The organism is Demequina pilifera (assembly GCF_048814985.1).
In the GTDB taxonomy this organism is placed as follows: Bacteria; Actinomycetota; Actinomycetes; order Actinomycetales; family Demequinaceae; genus Demequina.
In genome coordinates, this window is the sequence record NZ_JBMDTW010000001.1 from 166,140 (window position 1) to 183,114 (window position 16,975).

Below are 16,975 nucleotides of genomic sequence, written 5' to 3' on the forward strand. Positions count from 1 at the left end.
CGCATCGGCCCGTCGTCCAGTCCTCACCTAGCGCAGGCGCTCACACCCTGTCGAACGTGTCCGGGTCGGGGCCCACCCGGCCCTCGGGCCCCCGGTCGAGGGCGTCGATCTGCTCCATCTGCTCCTGAGTGAGCTCGAAGTCGAAGATCTGGAAGTTCTCTTCCATGCGCTCGCGGCGCATCGACTTGGGGAAGATGATGTCTCCGCGCTGGAGGTGCCAGCGCAGGATCACCTGTGAAGGTGCCCGCTCGATTCCTGCGGCGATGGTCCCGATCACGTCGTCCTCCAGCACCGCGCCCTGGCCCAGCGGGCCCCACGCCTCGACCGCGATCGCGTGCTCGTGCGACGCCTTGCGGGCGGCGTCGTTGCGGAAGTACGGGTGGGCCTCGATCTGGTTGACCACGGGCGCGAAGCCGGTCTCGCCGACGATTCGCTCGAGGTGGTCGGGCTGGAAGTTGGAGACGCCGGCGGAGGCCAGGCGCCCGTCGTTGACCAGCTCCACCATCGCCTTCCAGGTCGACACGAAGTCGCCGTCGTAGCGCGTGGGCAGGGGCCAGTGGATGAGGAACAGGTCCAGCTTGTCGACACGCAGCTTCTCGAGCGTCTCATCGAACGAGCGCATCACGTCATCGCGGGCGTGATTGGGGTTGTTGAGTTTGCTGGTGATGTACACGTCGTCACGGGCGAGCCCAGAGTTCGCGATCGCCTCGCCCACCTCGGCCTCGTTGTGGTAGCCCTGCGCGGTGTCGATGTGGCGGTAGCCCACCTCGAGCGCGGTGCCGACGGTGGCCGCAGTCTCCTCGGGGGGAACCAGGTAGGTGCCGAACCCGAGCTGCGGGATGGTCGTTCCGTCGTTCAGTGTCGTTGAGGGAATCATGCTCAGGCCAACCGCCCGCGTCGGCTCAAGATTCCCGGCCGATGCGCGGGCTAGCTTCCCCGGTAGGTCGAGTACGCGAACGGGCTGAGCAGCAGGGGCACGTGATAGTGGTCGCCGCCGTCGACCTCGAACGTGATGACCACCTCGGGGTAGAACGTCGCGACGTCCGCTTGAGAGAAGTACATGCCCGTGTCGAAGCGCACCTGGTAGACGCCGTCCTCCAGGCGATCGGGGCCGAAGTCGCTCACGCGCCCGTCGTCATCAGTGACGGCGGAGGCCACCGGCTCCCAGCCCTCTCCCCCGCGCTCCGACAGGGTGACGGACACCCCGGCGGCGGGGATGCCGCGCACGGCGTCCAGGACGTGTGTGGTGACGTGGCTCATGCGTCCTCCCAGATCTGCTTGAGGCGCAGCGCGGCGATCTCCCGCAGCTGCTCGGCGACCTCGTCGGTCTCGACGCCGGGGTCGTTCATCAGTCGCCGCGAGAGCTCTTCGAGGATGGCGCGGCGGTCACGTCCCGCGGCGCGGATCAGGAACACCCGGCCAAACTGCGCCTCGTATTTCTCATTGCCCTGGCGCAGGTGCGCCTCGAGCTGCTCGTCGGGGTCATCACTCGATGCCTGCTCGGCGCGCGAGAACGCTGCCTCTGCACCGTCGCCCTCGGCCTTATCGCCGATGCGGGGGTGGGCTGCCAGCGCCTCGTCCACCTCGGCCTCGGTCAGCGGGGTGGCGGCCTGCATCCCTGCCTCGACCAGCGCATCGGCGGTATCGAAGTCCTGGCCGGCGAGCTCGTCGGCCCAGCGCTCGACGCGCAGGCACTCGAGCAGTCGTTCTCGTTCGAACCTCATCGTCCCATCGTAGGGTGAGGGGCATGGATGTCACGGGAGTCGTACTCGCCGCGGGAGCGGGAAGCCGCGCCGGCGGGCCCAAGGCGCTGCGCCGCAACGAGGACGGCACGCCGTGGCTCGAGATCGCTTGCCGTGCGCTGCGCGACGCCGGCTGCCGCGAGGTGATCATCGTGCTGGGCGCGGACGCCGATGCGGCCCTCAACCTGGTGCCCCGCGGTGCGCTGCCCGTCGTGGCCACGGACTGGGAGGACGGCCAGGCGGCATCGCTGCGCGTGGGCCTCGCGGCTGCCGCGACGTCGAGCACCGACGCCGTGCTGCTGACTCTGGTCGACCTGCCGGATCAGGCCGCCGCCGCGGGACGGCGCGTGCTCGACGCCGCGCTGGACGACCCGCGCGGCACGCTCGCTCGCGCGCACTACGACGGCGAGCCCGGCCACCCCGTGCTCATGGGACGCGACCATTGGCGCGACATCGCCGACACCGTGGTGGGCGACATGGGCGCGAAGGACTACCTGGTGCGCCACCTCACGATCGAGGTCGACTGCACGGACCTGGGCGGCGGGGCGGACGTCGACGACTGACTGCGACTAGGCCTGGGGTGAGCGCACGCTGATGGCCGCCCGCTGGACGCTGAACTCCACGCGCGTGCACTCGCCCACCTCGTCGCCGTCCAACTCCAGGACCCGCGGCGTGCCGAGTCCGAGGGTCGCCGATGTGAACTGCCTGTTGGTCACGGAGCCGCTGCTCTCCGCCTTGTGCTTGCCGCCGAACAGTCGCTTGACTCCGTTGTCCCAGACCATCGTCTTGAGGGTCTCGAGCCATCCCCCCACGCCGTCCGCGCGCAGCACGAGCATGTCGAGCTCGCCGTCCGTCGGGTCCGCGTCGGGGATCAGCGTCACGCCGCCCTGCAGCATCCCGCAGTTGCCCACGATCAGGGTGTGCGCCCTCTCCTTGGACGTCTTTCCCGCGTCGACCTTGATGTCCATGTCGATGACTTCGCTGGCGGACAGCGCACGGCCCAGCGACTCGATGTAGGCCAGCCAGCCCACCTTGTCCTTGAGTCCCTCGGCCGTCTCGATGATCATGTGGGCGTCGATGCCCACGCCCGCCATCACCGTGAACGCCATCGTCTCCGTGCCGTCGGACTTGGTGATCTCGGCCCAGCCCAGGTCGATTGTCCGGGCCTCGCAGTTCAGCGCCGCCTCCAGCGCCTTGGCGACGTCGTTCAGCGGGACCTCGAGGTTGCGCGCGAGCAGGTTGCCGGTGCCCATGGGGATGATCCCCAGGTGAGCCGACGACTCGACTTCGGCAAGGTACTCGCCTACCGCACGGACGGTGCCGTCTCCGCCAGCGGCGACCACCAGGTCCACGCCGGCCTCGAGCGCGTCCTTGGCCATGCCCCGGCCGGGATCCTCGACCGTGGTCTCGAACCACGACACCTGCATGTCGGGGTGCTCAGTGATCGCCGACGTCAGCTCCTCTTCGAGCTCGGACCTGCTGGTCTTCGACGGGTTCAGGACGATTCCGACGTGCGCTGCGCTCACCGCGAGGCTCCCTTTGTGGCTGTGGACTCGGAGCAAAGGTTGCCTTCTCCGTGGTCTTCCTCAGAGTACGGCACCCCTCGCGCACACCATCGAAAACCGGACCCGGCTTCGACGACAGTGGTGTGCGGGCAGAGCTGGTCCCTCAAGGGCGCACCAGTGTGTCCGCGCGACCACCAGAGTTATGAGTTCGGCGCCAAGTCGTAATTTTCGCTCGCAGAGTTATGACTTACGAGTACTGCTCCGCCAACGTCAGCACGGCGGCCTCGAACGCGTCCAGCGCGACCTCGACGTCATCAGGACGCACGGACTCATCGCGGTGGTGGGAGATGCCGTCCTTGCAGCGGATGAAGAGCATGGCGTAGTCGCACAGGTCGGCGATCGCCATGGCGTCGTGGCCCGCCTTGGACAGCAGGTGCATCGGCTCGGCGTCGCCCGTCGCGCGGATGCCCTCCGCGATCGCGAGCGCCAGCGACTCCCCCACCTTCGTCGCGCGGGCCGCGTGCATCTCGGACACCTCGAAGGCGAGGTTCCGTGCGGCGGCGGCCTTGCGCGCCGTCTCCTCGATCTCGCGCCACACGTCGTCGCGGACGGCGTCCGACTCGGCGCGCAGGTCGAGCGAGAACTCCACGCGCCCCGGGATCACGTTCATGGCGCCAGGGAACGCCCTCAGCTTTCCGACCGTGCCCACGGCCCCGGCGTCTCGCGCCAGCACCTCGACCGCGGACACCACCTCGGAGGCGCCCAGCAGCGCATCTCGCCGGCGACCGTACGGCATGCCGCCGGCGTGGCCGGCCTCGCCGACCATCTCAAGGTCGAACCGCCGCGCGCCCATGATGCCGCGCACCACTCCCAGCGCCCGGTCCGCGTCCTGCAACAGCGGCCCCTGCTCGATGTGCGCCTCGAGGTAGCCGATCACGCGCGCCGGATCCAGCGCCGCGTCCCCCACCCGCTCAGGGTCGAGCCCGAAGGCCCGAAACGCGTCCCACATCGTCACGCCGTGGGCGTCCTGCAGACCCCACCACGTGTCGTCCCAGGTCCCGGCGACCGCGCACGAACCCAGCAGGGTCCGCCCAAAGCGGGTGCCCTCCTCGTCCGCAAAGCCCATCACCTCGATGCCGAACGGCAGCTCCACGCCACGGTCGCGCAGTCGGCCCACGACCGCGATCGCCATCAGGGTGCCCAGCACCCCGTCGTATCTGCCCGCACCCGGCACCGTGTCCAGGTGAGAGCCGAGCAGAAGCACGGGCGCATCGGCCGTCGGCCCTGCCAAGGTGCCCCGCTGATTGCCGGCCGCATCCTGCCACGCCGTGAGGCCCGCATCGGCCATCCACTCGCCCACGGTCCAGTTGGTGCGCGCATGCTCGGGCGTCAGGTAGCTGCGTTCGATGCCGTCCACTGCCGCGGAGATCTCGGCGAGCACGTCGCAGCGCGCGAGCACCTCCGCCGCATCACGCTTCGATGAGGGCTCAGCGCTCACGCGGACGCCCCGTACACCTCGTAGGCCGCGTCGACCCCGGCCCCGGCGGGCATCCGGTGCCCGGCGCGGCGGAGCACCGCCTCGAGGGCCGCGAGCGTCTGCAGTACCGCGTCCGTCCGGGCGTTGTAGCCCATGGTGCCCAGCCGCCAGATCTTCCCGTGCAGCGGGCCGAACGAGGTCCCGATCTCGATCCCGAAGTCCTCGAGCATCGCGCCGCGCACGGCGTCGCCGTTGACCCCGTCCGGGATCTTGACGCCCACCACGTTCGACATCTTGTAGGCGAGGTCGCCGAACGGCGCGAGCCCCAGCGCCGTCGCCCCATCCAGCATCGCCCGGCCGTGCAGCTGGTGCCGGGTCCACGAGTCCGCCAGGCCCTCCTGCATGAGGATTCGGGCACACTCGCGGGCGCCGTACAGCATGGTCGTGGCCTCGGTGTGGTGGTTGAGCCGGCGCTCGGACCAGTAGTCGAAGATCTGCGCCATGTCGAGGTAGTTGGAGCGAATCGGGTGGGCCGAGACGGGGTCACCCTCGTCGCGAATGCCCTCCTCGATGGACTTGCGCGCCTCCACGACGGCCGCGGCGCGCTGCGAGAACGTCACCGGCGCCGAGCCCGACGGCCCTCCCAGGCACTTCTGCAGCCCGGCAGTGGCGACGTCGATGCCCCACTCGTCGACGCGGAACTCGTTGCCGCCCAGCGTCGCGGTGCAATCCGTGTAGAGGAGCGCCCCGAGCTTCTCGCACAGCTCTCCGAGCCCCTCGAGCGGCTGGGCCACCGTGGTGGACGTGTCGCCATGGACCACGGCGAGCACCTTGGGGCTGACATCGGACAGAGCGGCCTCGAGAGCCTCCTCGGTGAAGACACGCCCCCACTCGGTCTCGATCGTGTGCACCTCGGCCCCCGCACGGCGGCAGATCTCCGCCAGCAGGTGACCGAACCGACCGAAGATCGGCACCAGCACCCGGTCGCCCGGCTCGAGCAGCGACACCAGCGCCGCCTCGATGCCGGCCCGAGACGTGCCGTCGACCACCATCGTGTGGTCGTTGTCGGTGATGAACACCTGCCGGTAGAGGTCCATGACCTCGTTCATGGTGTCCGTCATCCACGGGTCGTACTGCCCCACGAGCTGCGCAGACATCGCGCGCAGCACGCGCGGATCCGCGTTGATGGGGCCGGGGCCCATGAGGAGGCGCTGCGGCGGGTGAATCGACTTGGGGATGGTCACCCCGCCATCATGCCAAGCCCGGGTTACCTGTGGGTTTCGGGAACACGGCCGATGCACGGGCCGGGTCGCGCCGCGCGCTCACCCAGCGCTCGATTCAGCCCGCGATCCCTCTACCGCAGTGCGTCGACCCATCCCAAAGCGATGTCGATGAGCGCGAGATCGCTGCCACGCGGCCCCACCAGGCTGAGCCCCACCGGGCCGCCGTCGAGCTCGAGCAGGGGCACGGACAGCGCGGGCCGTCCGGTGATGCCCGCCACCGCCGTGATGCCGAGCGTCGCCTCGCGCACCTCCTGAAGCCGCTCGGGCGGGGCGTCGAGCGCAGGGGCGACGGAACTGGTCGCGGGCAGCAGCAGGATGTCGTCGCCGAGAGCGGCGTCAATTCTCTCGCGGGCCGCGCTCTTGGCCTCGAGCGCCTCCGCCTCTTGGCCCCCCGTGACCGATGTGGCCCACGCGAACCGCTCCGCCACATCGGCGGCGAGGGCGCCCGGGTGCGCCTCGACCCACTCCTGCCACGACCGAGCCGCCTCGGCGGACTGGGTGTACCGGAAGATGCGGAAGAGCTCGGCCGGGGCGGGCATGTTGACGGGCTCGAGCGACGCGAACACCCCGTGAGCCGCAAGGGCGTCGATGACGTCCGCCAGCCCCAGGCGCACGTCGGAGTCCGCGGCCTCGAACAGCGACGCCGCGACGACGGCCCGGTCGCTGGGGATCGAGCGCTGCTGGTCCTGGCGGAGGCTCGCGGCGGCGGCCGCGCGCAGGGTGGCCCCATCGCGTGCGAGCCAGCCCGGGGTGTCGTATGCGGGGGCCAGCGGCAGCGCGCCGGCCAGCGAGACAGCGCCGTGGGTGGGCCGCAGTCCCCACAGTCCCTGGTAGGACGCCGGAACCCGGATGGATCCCGCCGTGTCGGTGCCCAACCCGATGGTGGCGTGCCCGCTGGCGACCGCGGTGGCGGGACCCGACGAGGACCCGCCCGGGATGGCTCCGGGCGCGGCCGGGTTGGGCGGCGTCCCGTACGCACCGTTCTTGCCGGCGATCGAGTACGCGAACTGGTCGGTCTGCGCGATTCCCCGCACCGAGGCGCCGGCGCCGAGCAACGCGGCGACAGCATCGGCCGGCTCCTCCTCGACGGCGGACTCCGCAAGGTAGGCCGGGACCCCGGCGCCGATGCGGTGCCCCGGCACCGCGAAGACGTCCTTGACCGCGACGGTCTCGCCCGCGAGGGGGCCGTCCGCGGCCGCGGGCACGAGCGGGGATCCGAGCACGCGCCAGACCCGACCGTCCATCGCCGGCGGGGGTGCGCTGACGTGCGCGGCGGTGATGACCCACCCGCCCGGCGTCGCGCCCTCGTCGCCGCTGCGCTCCCACAGCTGGGTGACCAGGCCGCGCCCGCCCTTGTCCGGCGTGTTGACGGAGGTGACGTATGCGTGGGTGTCGGTGAGGGGGCGCACCTGGATCTCGGTCACCGTGCGCGCGGGCGCTCCCCCGCGCCCGGTGCGGAACCTGTCGATGCTCTCGCGCCCCACGAGGAGGCCGGCGCCGTCCCCGCGCATCACGTCGGGGCCCGTCGCGAAGTAGGCGCCCAAGAGGTCCACGTCGTCCGCCATCAGCGCGGCCTCGTAGCCCCAGAACGCATCCATCAGCTGCGGCGGCGGCTCGAGGCCTTCCGGGAGCTGCAGGATCGCCTGCAGGTCGCGAGCCGCGTCATGGGCCGGGTGCTCGCTGGACTCACTCATCTCGTACCGCCTCGAAGTCGCTGATTCGGATCATCGCGTGCACTCCCTGCACCAGGTCCACCACCTGGGAGATGCGGAAGTCCGTCGCGGCGCTCAGGTACGCGTAGGCCAGGTGCGCCTCCATGCCGTACCTCGCACTCAGGATCGCCACGGCTTGCCGCACGCACGCGCGCATGGCCTCGTCGAGGTCCGCGTCGAGGCCCGTGGGCATCAGGTAGTCAGCGGACTGACCGAGCGGGCCGGCCAACTCGCCGAAGGCCCTCATCGCCTCGCGCTGGGGCACCACGTCGAACCGCACCGTCGCACGCAGCGAGGCCTCGAGCGCCGTGAGCGCCACCTCGCCGTCTCCCTGCGCGAAGTGCGGGTCTCCTAGATAGGCCAGCGCGCCGGGCACCTGCACCGGCAGGTACACCCGGGTGTCGGCCACCAGCTCCTTGATGTCCAGGTTGCCGCCATGCGCACCTGGCGGCACCGAGTGCGCGCGCTCGTCGGTGTCCGTCGCCACGCCGATGATGCCCATGAACGGGGCGAGCGGGAAGCCGGTCGTCGGGCGCCCGCCGTCGCGGCCGGGAAGCCAGCCTCGCCACTGCCCCGCGGTGTCCGGGCCGATTCCCGTGAACACGCTCACGTTGTCCGGGCTCGACGGCATCTCTCCAGGCAGGGCGCCGCGCCCATGGCGATTCGAGATCACGCCGTAGGGCACGCGCGGGGTGAAGTCGAGCAGGTCCACCACGAGCAGGTCTCCCGGCTTCGCGCCGCGCACGGCGATGGGACCCGTGACGACGTGAGGGCCGTCCTCCTCCCCCCTGCCGCCGCGAGAGGCGAGCTCGGAGGCCTCGGCGAGGACCGCATCGGCGCTCACGCCGTGCCCCGCGAAGAACGCCACCGGATCCGACCCCTGATCGGGCAGCAGGCCCTCGTGAGACAGGGTGTCCACCACCACGGTGGCGCCGCGGTCCACCGTGAGGACGGGGGCGTCGTTCCTCGCGGGCAGGCGCCCCCACAGCGCGGTGTCCGTGCCGACGGGAAGGTAGGTCGCGCCGTCGGGCACTCCCTCGCCCCGGCGCAGCACCCCGGCGTATTCGCCCATGCTCACGTCTCCTGCCTGGTCGGTGCCCTACTCTTGTTCGAGACTACCGGCGCCCTGGCCAAGGATGGCTCCACCGCAAGCGCGGTGCGGGGCCATTGAACACGAGGAGGCCGCCATGCGTGACGCCATGCGACGAGACGTCGCCCGCACTCATCTGCTGCTCATGCTCGCGCTGACGTTCTCGACGGGCGTCATCGACGCGGTGGGGTACCTGGGCCTCGACCGCGTGTTCACGGGCAACATGACGGGCAACGTGGTGATCCTCGGCATGGCGCTCACCGGGGTCGACGACCTGCCCGTGCTCGGCCCCGTCCTCGCGCTCATCGGCTTTCTCGTGGGTGCGGCGATCGGCGGGCGCACGCTGCGCACCTTCGATGCCGGCTGGTCCAACAAGACCACGCTGCTGTTCTCGTTCGTGGCCGTCACGCTCATCGCCTCCGCCATCGTCGCCACCATCGAGTCGGAGCCGCCCCACTTCCTGGCCTTCTCCGTCACGACCGCGCTCGGACTGGCGATGGGCCTGCAGGCGGCCGTGGCGCGCCACATCGCGGTCAAGGACATCACCACCGTGGTGGTGACGTCGACCATCACCGGCCTGGCTGCGGACTCGTTCGCGGGTGGGGAGGGCCTGAACTTCTGGAAGCGCCGCATGGGCGCGATCCTGCTGATCGGCGCGGGCGCATGCGCCGGTGCCCTGCTGCTCACCATTCACATCGCCGTGGGCATGCTCGCGAGCGCGCTCATCACCGTGGTCGTCACGATCGTGGGGCACGTGTCCAAGCCCCAGCCCGGCGACCTCGCCGAGGCCACCGGCCTGTAGCGCCCGCACCTGCCCCGCCCGCGCATCGGCGGCTTCACGCCACAGCGTCCTGCCCGCTCAGCGCTCGCTTTCAGCCCGGCTGCGGCCAGTTCTGCACACACCGGTGACGTATGCGGCATGTGCGACACCAGTGCAACCCCACCGGCCCCGCACGTCCCTTGCGTCACGGCCGTGTGCAGAAGTGGCGCCCGCAGGACGGCGGTGACGCGCGTGCCGATCTCCCTCAGCGAACACGCTCTTTTCAGAGTTGCGCGGCCTCGACTCAAGTCTTAACATGAGTGGTATCGGCTCAACTTTGCAGCCGACGCCGTCGGAAGGCGGTGACATGACACTTTTCAGGAGGTTCACCATGGCACGAGAGGTCACTCGTCAGACGGTCCCGGCGACGGCTCAGTCGCTGTGGCAGGACGACTTCAACCGGATGGTCCGCCAGTTTTTCGGAGACTCCGACGCGTCGCTCGCGGGCGCCTTCAGCCCCGCCCTCGACGTCGAGGAGAACGAGGACGGCTTCACCCTTCACGTCGAGCTGCCGGGCGTGACGCCCGACCAGGTGGACGTGTCCATCGAGGAGAACGTGCTGACCGTCGCCGGCCAGCGCGACTTCTACTCCGACGCGAACGCGGACGGATTCAAGCGCATCGAGCGCCGGTTCGGCCGGTTCCACCGCGCGGTGCGACTGCCCGACCGCGTCGACCCCGAAGGGATCGAGGCGGCGTACCGGGACGGCCTGCTCACCATCACGGTGCCCAAGGCCGAATCCGCCAAGCCGCGCCGCATCCAGGTCGCCACGGCGTAAGCCGCGCCGACATGCTCAGGGCCGGGCCCGCCCCCACGGCGGCGCCCGGCCCTTTGCTGTGCGTCGACGGCCCCTACACCGCCGACCACCCGCCGTCCGAGGGCAGGATCGCGCCGTTGACGTTGTGACCGTCATCGGACAGCAGGAACGTGATCGAGGCGGCGAGCGACTCGGGGCCGACCGGCGTGGGCATCGCGCCCATGGCGGTGCGGATGCGCCTGCCCCCGAGCTCCGAGTCGAAGCTCGCCTCGATTCCGGTGATGACCGGCCCGGGAGCCACCGCATTCACGCGGATGCCCTGCGGGCCGTACATGAACGCGCTGGACTTGGTGATGCCCACCACCGCGTGCTTGGACGCTGTGTAGGCCAGGCCAGCCGCAGAGCCTCGCAGCCCCGCCTCCGAGGTGATGTTGACGATCGACCCCGCGTGAGCGTCCAGCATCGCGGGAATGACCGCGCGTGACAGCTTGAACAGCCCCGTCGCGTTGACCGCCATCACGCGGTCCCAGACCTCATCGCTGACCTCGTGAAGCGGGGTCATGTTGTCCATGATCCCTGCGACGTTGGCGAGACCGTCGATCCGATCACCCGCGGCGGCCACGATGGCGTCGACGTCGTCCTGTTCCGTGACGTTGGCCACCACCTTCACGATGTCGGCGCCCGGGTTCTCGGCGACGAGCTCCTCGAGTCCGGGCTCCTTGATGTCCACCGCGATCACACGCCCGCCCTCACGCGCGATGCGTGAGGCAGTGGCGCGGCCGATTCCGGACCCCGCGCCCGTCACGATCACCGTCTTGGCCGCGAAGCGGCCCTCGGTGATCGACTCGACGAACTCGGGCAGCTCGATCTCCTCGTCCTCACCGGCGCCCTCGGGGGCCGATGCGCGGGCCGGGTCGGCGGGGGCGCTCGCCGGGTCGTAGGCCTCCGCCTTCACGACGAGCTGCGCGATGGCCTCATCGGTGAACTGCCCCTTGCTCATGGGGATCAGCCTCTTCATGGCGAACCCGCGCACGGGCTTGAGCTGCGACTCGTCCGAGCCCGCCTCCGCGAGCATCGCCCGCAGCACGGGCCCGCCCTGGGGATGCGCCAGCCAATCCTTGATCTTGGTGTCCCCGCTCAGGCCCGTCGAGCCTGGCCGGGCAGCGGCCTCGGAGTCCTCAGGTGCAGTCGTCTGGTCCTTGTCGTTCTTCTTGCCGAACATGTCGTTCTCCCTTCCGCTCAGGCCTTCGCGGCAACTCGCTGCGCGGCATGCCGCGCGCCCAGGTAGCCGAACACGGTGGCCGGGCCGATGGTCGATCCCGCGCCGGGATACGTCCGACCCATGACCGCTGCGGTGGTGTTGCCCGCCGCGTAGAGGCCCTCGATGGGGGCTCCGTCGGTGTCGAGCACGCGCGCGTGCTCGTCGGTCAGGAGTCCGCCCTTGGTGCCCAGGTCTCCGGGAACGATCATGAAGGCGCGGAACGGCCCCCTCTCGATCGGCCCGAGGTTGGGGTTCTTCAGCGACGGGTCGCCGTAGTAGTTGTCGTACTTGGTGCGGCCGCGCTCGAAGTCCTCGTCCACCCCGTTGCGGGCGAACTTGTTGAAGCGCTGAATGGTCGCCTTGAACGTGGCCTTGTCGAGCCCGAGCTTCTCCGAGAGCTCCTCGAGCGTGTCCGCCTCGACGACGCTGCCGGCTTCGCGGAGCTTCTTGAGCCCCCGCATGGCCGTGGAGTTGAGATACCGCTTCTGGTGGCGGCGGTCGGTGATCATCCAGCTGTGGATCGCGGGCACCGTCTTGTCGCGCTCCAGAATCGCGTGACCCACGTCGATGTAGCTCGCGGACTCGTTCACGAACCGCTCGCCCGTCTGGTCGACGATGATCGAGTACGGGTTCGACCGCTCGTTCACACTGAAGCCCACCTCGCCATCGGTGGCCACCATCGACGCGCCCCACCAGGCATCGTCCATGAGCGCCACGTCGGCGCCCGCGTCGATCCCCACCTGGATGCCGGTGCCCATGTCGCCTTCGGGAGCCGAGGTGTAGCCCTCGATGCCATGGTGCTTGAGGCGCCACTCCTTGTTGGCCGCAAAGCCGCCCGTGCCGAGCATGATGCCGGCTCGCGCCCTGATGCGCACCGTGCCATCAGGCGACGCCACCTCGGCGCCCACGGCGACGCCCGCATCGTCCTTGATCACGCGGGTGATCGGCGTGTTGAGGCGCACCTCGACGCCCGCCTTCTGCACGGCCGCCATGAGATGGCCGGCGTACGCTCCGCCGAGGCCGTAGAGGCGCTTGCCCGACAGCAGGCCCTTGAGCGTGCGACCCACGAACTGCGCGCCGCGCCAGAAACCGCTGGCAGAGGACCAGGCGCGGGACAGCAGCCACACGTCGTCCGTCTTGACCGGGATCGGAACCATCGCGCGCGACTTGGCGAACCAGTCGCCCAGACGCTTGGAGTCGAACGGTTCGGTCTCGATCGCGCGACCGCCGTCCATGCCGCCAGGCTTGTCGGGGTAGTAGTCCGGATAGTCACCGCTCAACGCCCACTTGATGCCCAGGCGCTTCCACTCGTTGTAGACGACCGGCACGGTGTCCACATAGGCCTCGCGGCGCTCCTTCGAGCTTGCCGGACCCACGTCGCCGATCACGGCGTCCATGTACGTCAAGACGTCCTCGCGGGAGTCCTTCTTGCCAAGCTTGCCCATGTCGGGGTGATTGGGCATCCACAGCCCGCCGCCGCTGATCGCGGTGGTGCCGCCCCATTTCTCGGTGCTCTCGACGATCAGGACCCTCAGGCCCGCGTCCGCTCCGGCGATCGCGGCGCTCATGGCCGCCGCCCCGGATCCCGCGACCAGAAGATCGACCTCTTCGTCCCACGTCTGCTCTGCCATCGGTGTGCCTCCCTTGCACTCGATTCCGGACAACGCTGTCCGGTCTCTACTCTATTCCTATGGCCAACCAGACCCGGACGAACCGCGGGCCGAGCGCTGGGCCCGAGAATCGCGCCGCGCTCATCGCCGCGGCTCGCACCGTCTTCGACGAGCGCGGCATCGATGCGCCGCTGTCCGCGGTCGCCAAACGCGCCGGCGTGGGTCAAGGCAGCCTGTACCGACACTTCCCCGACCGGATCTCCCTCACGGTGGCGGTGTTCGAGGAGAACCTCGCCGAGATCGAGCTGCTGGCGAACCGGCCGGGCTCGACGCTGCGCGACGTGCTCGACCTCGTGACGCACCAAGCCGAGGCGGCATCGGCATTCATCGAGACCATCGCCGTCGCGAGGGCCGATGCGCGGGTCGCCGGGTTCGACGCGCGACTTCGCGCGGTCCTGGCGAGCAAGCTCGCCAAGTCTCCGGACCGCGACGCCCCGGGGGCCTCGGTCGACGACCTCATGCTCGCCGTCGGCATGGTCGCCATGGTGGTGAGCCAGGCTCCGCGAGACGAGCGCCACGCAGTCTCCGAACGCGCGTGGCACCTGCTCACTCCCGGGCTTTGGGGCGGCGCCCCCGCGCGCCGTCCCTAGAGCGAGCCCTTGCGAGCATCGGCCCACAAGTCGACCCCCGCATCGGTCGCGTGCTCGTCAATCGCGGCCAACTCACCATCGGTGAAGTCGAGTCGGGCGAGCGCGGCCACGTTGTCCTCGAGCTGGCGCACCGAGCTCGCGCCCATGACGATGGATGTGACGCGGGGATCGCGCAGCGTCCACGCGAGCGCCATCTGGGCCAGGGACTGACCGCGGGAGTCCGCGATGTCGTTCAGGGCTCGCAGGCGGCGCAGCACGTCGTCGGTGAGCCAGTCGCTGTCGAGCGACGATCCCTCCGCCGCGCGCGACCCCTCCGGGATGCCGTTCAGGTACTTGTCGGTGAGCATGCCCTGCGCGAGCGCGGTGAACGCGATCACACCGGCTCCCACCTCGTCCGCGGCGTCGAGCAGCCCCTCGTTCTCGACCCACCGGTTGAGCATGTTGTAACTGGGCTGGTGGATCAGCAGCGGCGTGCCGAGGTCGCGCAGCAACGCGGCCATCTCGCGCGTGTGATCCGCGTCGTACGACGAGATGCCCACGTACAGGGCCCGGCCCGATCGCACCGCCGTGTCGAGCGCCGCCGCGGTCTCCTCGAGCGGGGTCGTCGGATCGAACCGGTGAGAGTAGAAGATGTCCACGTAGTCGAGGCCCATACGCTCGAGCGACTGATCCAGGCTCGCAAGCATGTATTTGCGGCCTCCGCCTCCCTGCCCGTAGGGGCCCGGCCACATGTCCCAGCCGGCCTTGGTCGAGATCACCAGCTCGTCGCGGTACGGCTTGAGGTCGCTGTGCATGATCGCACCGAAGTTGCGTTCCGCCGAGCCGTGCGGGGGGCCGTAGTTGTTGGCCAGGTCCATGTGGGTCACACCCAGGTCGAACGCCTTCGTGATGATCTCGCGCTGCGTCTGCCGCGGCCGGTCGTCCCCGAAGTTGTGCCACAGCCCGAGCGAGAGGGACGGGAGGTCGAGTCCGGAGCGGCCGCACCGGCGGAACATCATCGGGCCGTCGTAGCGGTCAGGGTCGGCGACGTACGTCATCGTGGGTCTCCTCAGGCTGGTGTGGTGGCTCCACCCTCATCAACTGGCTCACGCGTGTCCGCATTCCGGGCCGCGGGGCCCCCGGCCCCGGCCCCGCTGCCAGGAATGTGCGCGCGGTCGCGGCGCGTTGACCTATCAATGCGAGCCATCACCTACGCCCAGTTCGGCAGCGCCGACGTCCTCGAGCTGACCGACGTGCCCGAACCGCACATCGGCCCCGACACCATCGTGGTCGAGGTGCGCGCCGCGGGGCTCAACCCCGTCGACTACAAGATCCGTGAGGGCCATCTCGAGGGCCTCATCGACGCCCGCCTCCCCGCGATACCCGGTTGGGATGTGTCCGGCGTCGTGGTGCAGGCGGGGCTCGACACGCCCGAATTCTCCGTGGGCGACGAGGTCTTCGCCTACGCCCGCGGCGACGTCGTCGCGGGTGGCACCCTCGCGGAGCGGGTCGCGGTGCCTGTGCGTACAGCGGCCCACAAGCCGGCGTCGATCACTCACGCCCAGGCCGCCGCCGTCCCCCTTGCGGGCCTCACCGCCCTGCAGACACTGCGACGCGCAGGCGTGACCGCCGGATCGACCGTCCTCATTCACGGCGCCAGTGGCGGCGTGGGAACCTTCGGGGTGCAGATCGCGGCGCACCTGGGCGCCGACGTGGTCGGCACGGCGTCAGCCCGCAATCACCACTACGTGTGCGACCTCGGCGCGACGCACCTCGAGTACGGACAGGGGCTTCGCGAACGCGCCCTCGAGGCGCGGCCGCACGGATACGACGCGATCATCGACTTCGCGGGCGGCGACTCGCTCGACGACACGGCCGCGCTGCTGGCCCCCGAAGGCGTGGTGGCGTCGATCGCCGACCCTCGGGCCGCGAGCGAGTACGGCGGCCACTACATCTGGGTCCGTCCCGACTCGGCGGACCTCGCTGAGATCGCGGGCCTGATCGATGACGGTCACGTGCGCGTCGAGGTCGCGGGCAGCTACCCCCTCGAGGCCACCGCCGACGCCTACCGCGAACTCGAGCGCGGCCACGTGCGGGGCAAGCTCGTGGTGACCGTCTAGGCCGATTCCCTGACGACCAGGGTCGTGGGCATGATCGTCGTGCGCGGCCTATCCGTCTCCCCCGACAGCACGCCGAGCAGGATGTCCGCCATCTCGCGGCCCATCTCCTCCGACGGCTGGCGCACTGTGGTGAGCGGGATCTCGCACGCCTCGACGGCCGGGCTGTCGTCGTAACCGACCAGCGCCACGTCCTCCGGGATGCGCAGGCCCCGGTCGAGCGCCACCGGCATCGCGCCACTCGTCATCAGATCCGATGCGACGAAGACCCCATCGACCTCGGGGTAGGTGGCCAGCACCTCTCGCATCGCCCGTGCGCCGCCGAGCATCGTGTAGTCGCCGTCCACCACGGGACCGGGCTGCAGGCGGGCGTCGTGCAAGGCGCGCCGCCACCCCTCGACGCGGTCAAGGGAGCTGTGCATGGACAGCGGTCCTGAGATGGTCGCGATGCGTGTGCAGCCCCTGTCGATGAGCCGTTGAGTCGCCTTCGCGGCGCCGTCCACGTTGTTGACGTCGACCACGTACGCGTCGACGCCGGGAATGGCCGACCGGCCGCCGAAGACCATGGGCATCAGTTCGCCGATCTGACGCAGCGAGTGGTTGCTGGTGTGGTGCGAGACCACCACGACTCCGTCGACCGCGCCGCCGGCGAGATAGCGCAGCATCTTGCCCTCGGGCGCCTGGCTGGCGACCATGAGGCTCAGCACGTAGTCCGACTGCTCGAGCCGGCTGGTGATGCCGGCCACGACGGACGCGAAGTACACGTCGCCCAGGAACCGGGTGATGTCCTCCGGAACGACCAGCGCAATGGCGTGCGACTGCTGGCTCGCGAGAGAGCGTGCCGCACGGTTCGGCACGTAGCCGAGCTCCGCGATCGCCTGCTTCACGGCCTCCGCGCTGTCCGGATGCACCTTGGGGGAGCCGTTCACCACGCGCGACACCGTCGCGCGCGACACGCCGGCCCGGGGCGCC

At 70.2% G+C, this 16,975-nt stretch carries 17 protein-coding genes; 5 read left to right on the forward strand and 12 right to left on the reverse strand.

Features of this window, described 5'->3' with window-relative positions:
- Positions 1–40: 40 nt before the first annotated feature.
- Genes ACNI14_RS00725 through uraD form a run of 3 tightly spaced genes read right to left on the reverse strand, consistent with a single transcriptional unit; the run spans position 41 to position 1,724 of the window.
- A complete protein-coding gene (locus ACNI14_RS00725; protein WP_420518012.1) occupies positions 41–877 on the reverse strand; it encodes an aldo/keto reductase in 837 nt (278 codons plus the stop codon).
- 50 nt (positions 878–927) lie between these two features.
- Positions 928–1,260, reverse strand: coding sequence for a hydroxyisourate hydrolase (uraH, locus tag ACNI14_RS00730; protein WP_420518013.1), 333 nt, complete (start codon positions 1,258–1,260; stop codon positions 928–930).
- On the reverse strand, positions 1,257–1,724 hold the full coding sequence (uraD, locus tag ACNI14_RS00735) for a 2-oxo-4-hydroxy-4-carboxy-5-ureidoimidazoline decarboxylase (protein ID WP_420518014.1): 468 nt from the start codon (positions 1,722–1,724) through the stop codon (positions 1,257–1,259). The genes uraH and uraD overlap by 4 nt, the downstream gene beginning before the upstream one ends.
- Before the next feature lie 23 nt (positions 1,725–1,747).
- On the opposite strand from uraD, the gene ACNI14_RS00740 reads away from it, so the two are divergent.
- On the forward strand, positions 1,748–2,305 hold the full coding sequence (locus ACNI14_RS00740; protein ID WP_420518016.1) for a nucleotidyltransferase family protein: 558 nt from the start codon (positions 1,748–1,750) through the stop codon (positions 2,303–2,305).
- Positions 2,306–2,311: 6 nt separating this feature from the next.
- Here the strand turns inward: ACNI14_RS00740 and ACNI14_RS00745 are convergent, their stop codons facing one another.
- The 5 genes from ACNI14_RS00745 to ACNI14_RS00765 all read right to left on the reverse strand — a co-directional run bounded on the left by ACNI14_RS00745 (position 2,312) and on the right by ACNI14_RS00765 (position 8,791).
- Positions 2,312–3,268, reverse strand: coding sequence for a diacylglycerol/lipid kinase family protein (locus ACNI14_RS00745; protein WP_420518017.1), 957 nt, complete (start codon positions 3,266–3,268; stop codon positions 2,312–2,314).
- 226 nt (positions 3,269–3,494) lie between these two features.
- Positions 3,495–4,745 (reverse strand): allantoate amidohydrolase, encoded by a 1,251-nt coding sequence (locus ACNI14_RS00750; RefSeq protein WP_420518018.1) that lies wholly within the window; start codon positions 4,743–4,745, stop codon positions 3,495–3,497.
- Complete coding sequence (pucG, locus tag ACNI14_RS00755; protein ID WP_420518019.1) at positions 4,742–5,968, reverse strand: (S)-ureidoglycine--glyoxylate transaminase; 1,227 nt, start codon at positions 5,966–5,968, stop codon at positions 4,742–4,744. The genes ACNI14_RS00750 and pucG overlap by 4 nt, the downstream gene beginning before the upstream one ends.
- A gap of 110 nt (positions 5,969–6,078) precedes the next feature.
- Entirely contained in the window at positions 6,079–7,701 is a 1,623-nt protein-coding gene (locus ACNI14_RS00760; protein WP_420518020.1) for an AtzH-like domain-containing protein, read from the reverse strand.
- Positions 7,694–8,791 carry an acetamidase/formamidase family protein gene (locus ACNI14_RS00765; RefSeq protein ID WP_420518021.1) on the reverse strand — a complete coding sequence of 366 codons (1,098 nt, stop codon included), beginning with the start codon at positions 8,789–8,791 and terminating at the stop codon, positions 7,694–7,696. The genes ACNI14_RS00760 and ACNI14_RS00765 overlap by 8 nt, the downstream gene beginning before the upstream one ends.
- 115 nt (positions 8,792–8,906) lie before the next feature.
- Between ACNI14_RS00765 and ACNI14_RS00770 the strand changes: the two genes are divergently transcribed.
- Positions 8,907–9,611 carry a YoaK family protein gene (locus ACNI14_RS00770; RefSeq protein ID WP_420518022.1) on the forward strand — a complete coding sequence of 235 codons (705 nt, stop codon included), beginning with the start codon at positions 8,907–8,909 and terminating at the stop codon, positions 9,609–9,611.
- 349 nt (positions 9,612–9,960) lie between these two features.
- Positions 9,961–10,407: an Hsp20/alpha crystallin family protein gene (locus tag ACNI14_RS00775; protein ID WP_420518023.1), complete on the forward strand. Its 447-nt coding sequence runs from the start codon at positions 9,961–9,963 to the stop codon at positions 10,405–10,407.
- A gap of 73 nt (positions 10,408–10,480) precedes the next feature.
- Here ACNI14_RS00775 and ACNI14_RS00780 read toward each other — a convergent pair whose 3' ends face one another.
- Both ACNI14_RS00780 and ACNI14_RS00785 read right to left on the reverse strand, forming a co-directional pair.
- The gene (locus ACNI14_RS00780; RefSeq protein ID WP_420518024.1) at positions 10,481–11,608 is read right to left on the reverse strand and encodes an SDR family NAD(P)-dependent oxidoreductase; all 1,128 of its coding nucleotides are present in this window, start codon (positions 11,606–11,608) and stop codon (positions 10,481–10,483) included.
- Between the two features lie 17 nt (positions 11,609–11,625).
- Positions 11,626–13,278, reverse strand: a complete 1,653-nt coding sequence (locus ACNI14_RS00785) for an FAD-binding protein (RefSeq protein ID WP_420518025.1) — start codon at positions 13,276–13,278, stop codon at positions 11,626–11,628.
- Positions 13,279–13,337: 59 nt separating this feature from the next.
- Here ACNI14_RS00785 and ACNI14_RS00790 point away from each other — a divergent pair, with 59 nt between their 5' ends.
- Positions 13,338–13,907: a TetR/AcrR family transcriptional regulator gene (locus ACNI14_RS00790; protein WP_420518026.1), complete on the forward strand. Its 570-nt coding sequence runs from the start codon at positions 13,338–13,340 to the stop codon at positions 13,905–13,907.
- On the opposite strand, the gene mgrA is transcribed toward ACNI14_RS00790, so the two are convergent.
- Complete coding sequence (mgrA, locus tag ACNI14_RS00795; protein WP_420518027.1) at positions 13,904–14,944, reverse strand: L-glyceraldehyde 3-phosphate reductase; 1,041 nt, start codon at positions 14,942–14,944, stop codon at positions 13,904–13,906. The genes ACNI14_RS00790 and mgrA overlap by 4 nt on opposite strands.
- 138 nt (positions 14,945–15,082) lie before the next feature.
- Between mgrA and ACNI14_RS00800 the strand changes: the two genes are divergently transcribed.
- On the forward strand, positions 15,083–16,006 hold the full coding sequence (locus ACNI14_RS00800; protein WP_420518028.1) for an NADP-dependent oxidoreductase: 924 nt from the start codon (positions 15,083–15,085) through the stop codon (positions 16,004–16,006).
- Here the strand turns inward: ACNI14_RS00800 and ACNI14_RS00805 are convergent.
- Positions 16,003–16,975, reverse strand: a 973-nt coding sequence (locus ACNI14_RS00805) for a LacI family DNA-binding transcriptional regulator (RefSeq protein WP_420518029.1), incomplete at its 5' end; no start/stop codon positions are given. The genes ACNI14_RS00800 and ACNI14_RS00805 overlap by 4 nt on opposite strands.

Excerpts from the sequence above, each read along its gene's own strand:
- ACNI14_RS00725 (WP_420518012.1), bottom strand. The coding sequence starts at position 877 with ATGATTCCCTCAACGACACTGAACGACGGAACGACCATCCCGCAGCTC.
- uraH (WP_420518013.1), bottom strand. The coding sequence starts at position 1,260 with ATGAGCCACGTCACCACACACGTCCTGGACGCCGTGCGCGGCATCCCC.
- uraD (WP_420518014.1), bottom strand. The coding sequence starts at position 1,724 with ATGAGGTTCGAACGAGAACGACTGCTCGAGTGCCTGCGCGTCGAGCGC.
- ACNI14_RS00740 (WP_420518016.1), top strand. The coding sequence starts at position 1,748 with ATGGATGTCACGGGAGTCGTACTCGCCGCGGGAGCGGGAAGCCGCGCC.
- ACNI14_RS00760 (WP_420518020.1), bottom strand. The coding sequence starts at position 7,701 with ATGAGTGAGTCCAGCGAGCACCCGGCCCATGACGCGGCTCGCGACCTG.
- ACNI14_RS00765 (WP_420518021.1), bottom strand. The coding sequence starts at position 8,791 with ATGGGCGAATACGCCGGGGTGCTGCGCCGGGGCGAGGGAGTGCCCGAC.
- ACNI14_RS00770 (WP_420518022.1), top strand. The coding sequence starts at position 8,907 with ATGCGTGACGCCATGCGACGAGACGTCGCCCGCACTCATCTGCTGCTC.
- ACNI14_RS00775 (WP_420518023.1), top strand. The coding sequence starts at position 9,961 with ATGGCACGAGAGGTCACTCGTCAGACGGTCCCGGCGACGGCTCAGTCG.
- ACNI14_RS00780 (WP_420518024.1), bottom strand. The coding sequence starts at position 11,608 with ATGTTCGGCAAGAAGAACGACAAGGACCAGACGACTGCACCTGAGGAC.
- ACNI14_RS00785 (WP_420518025.1), bottom strand. The coding sequence starts at position 13,278 with ATGGCAGAGCAGACGTGGGACGAAGAGGTCGATCTTCTGGTCGCGGGA.
- ACNI14_RS00790 (WP_420518026.1), top strand. The coding sequence starts at position 13,338 with ATGGCCAACCAGACCCGGACGAACCGCGGGCCGAGCGCTGGGCCCGAG.
- mgrA (WP_420518027.1), bottom strand. The coding sequence starts at position 14,944 with ATGACGTACGTCGCCGACCCTGACCGCTACGACGGCCCGATGATGTTC.
- ACNI14_RS00800 (WP_420518028.1), top strand. The coding sequence starts at position 15,083 with ATGCGAGCCATCACCTACGCCCAGTTCGGCAGCGCCGACGTCCTCGAG.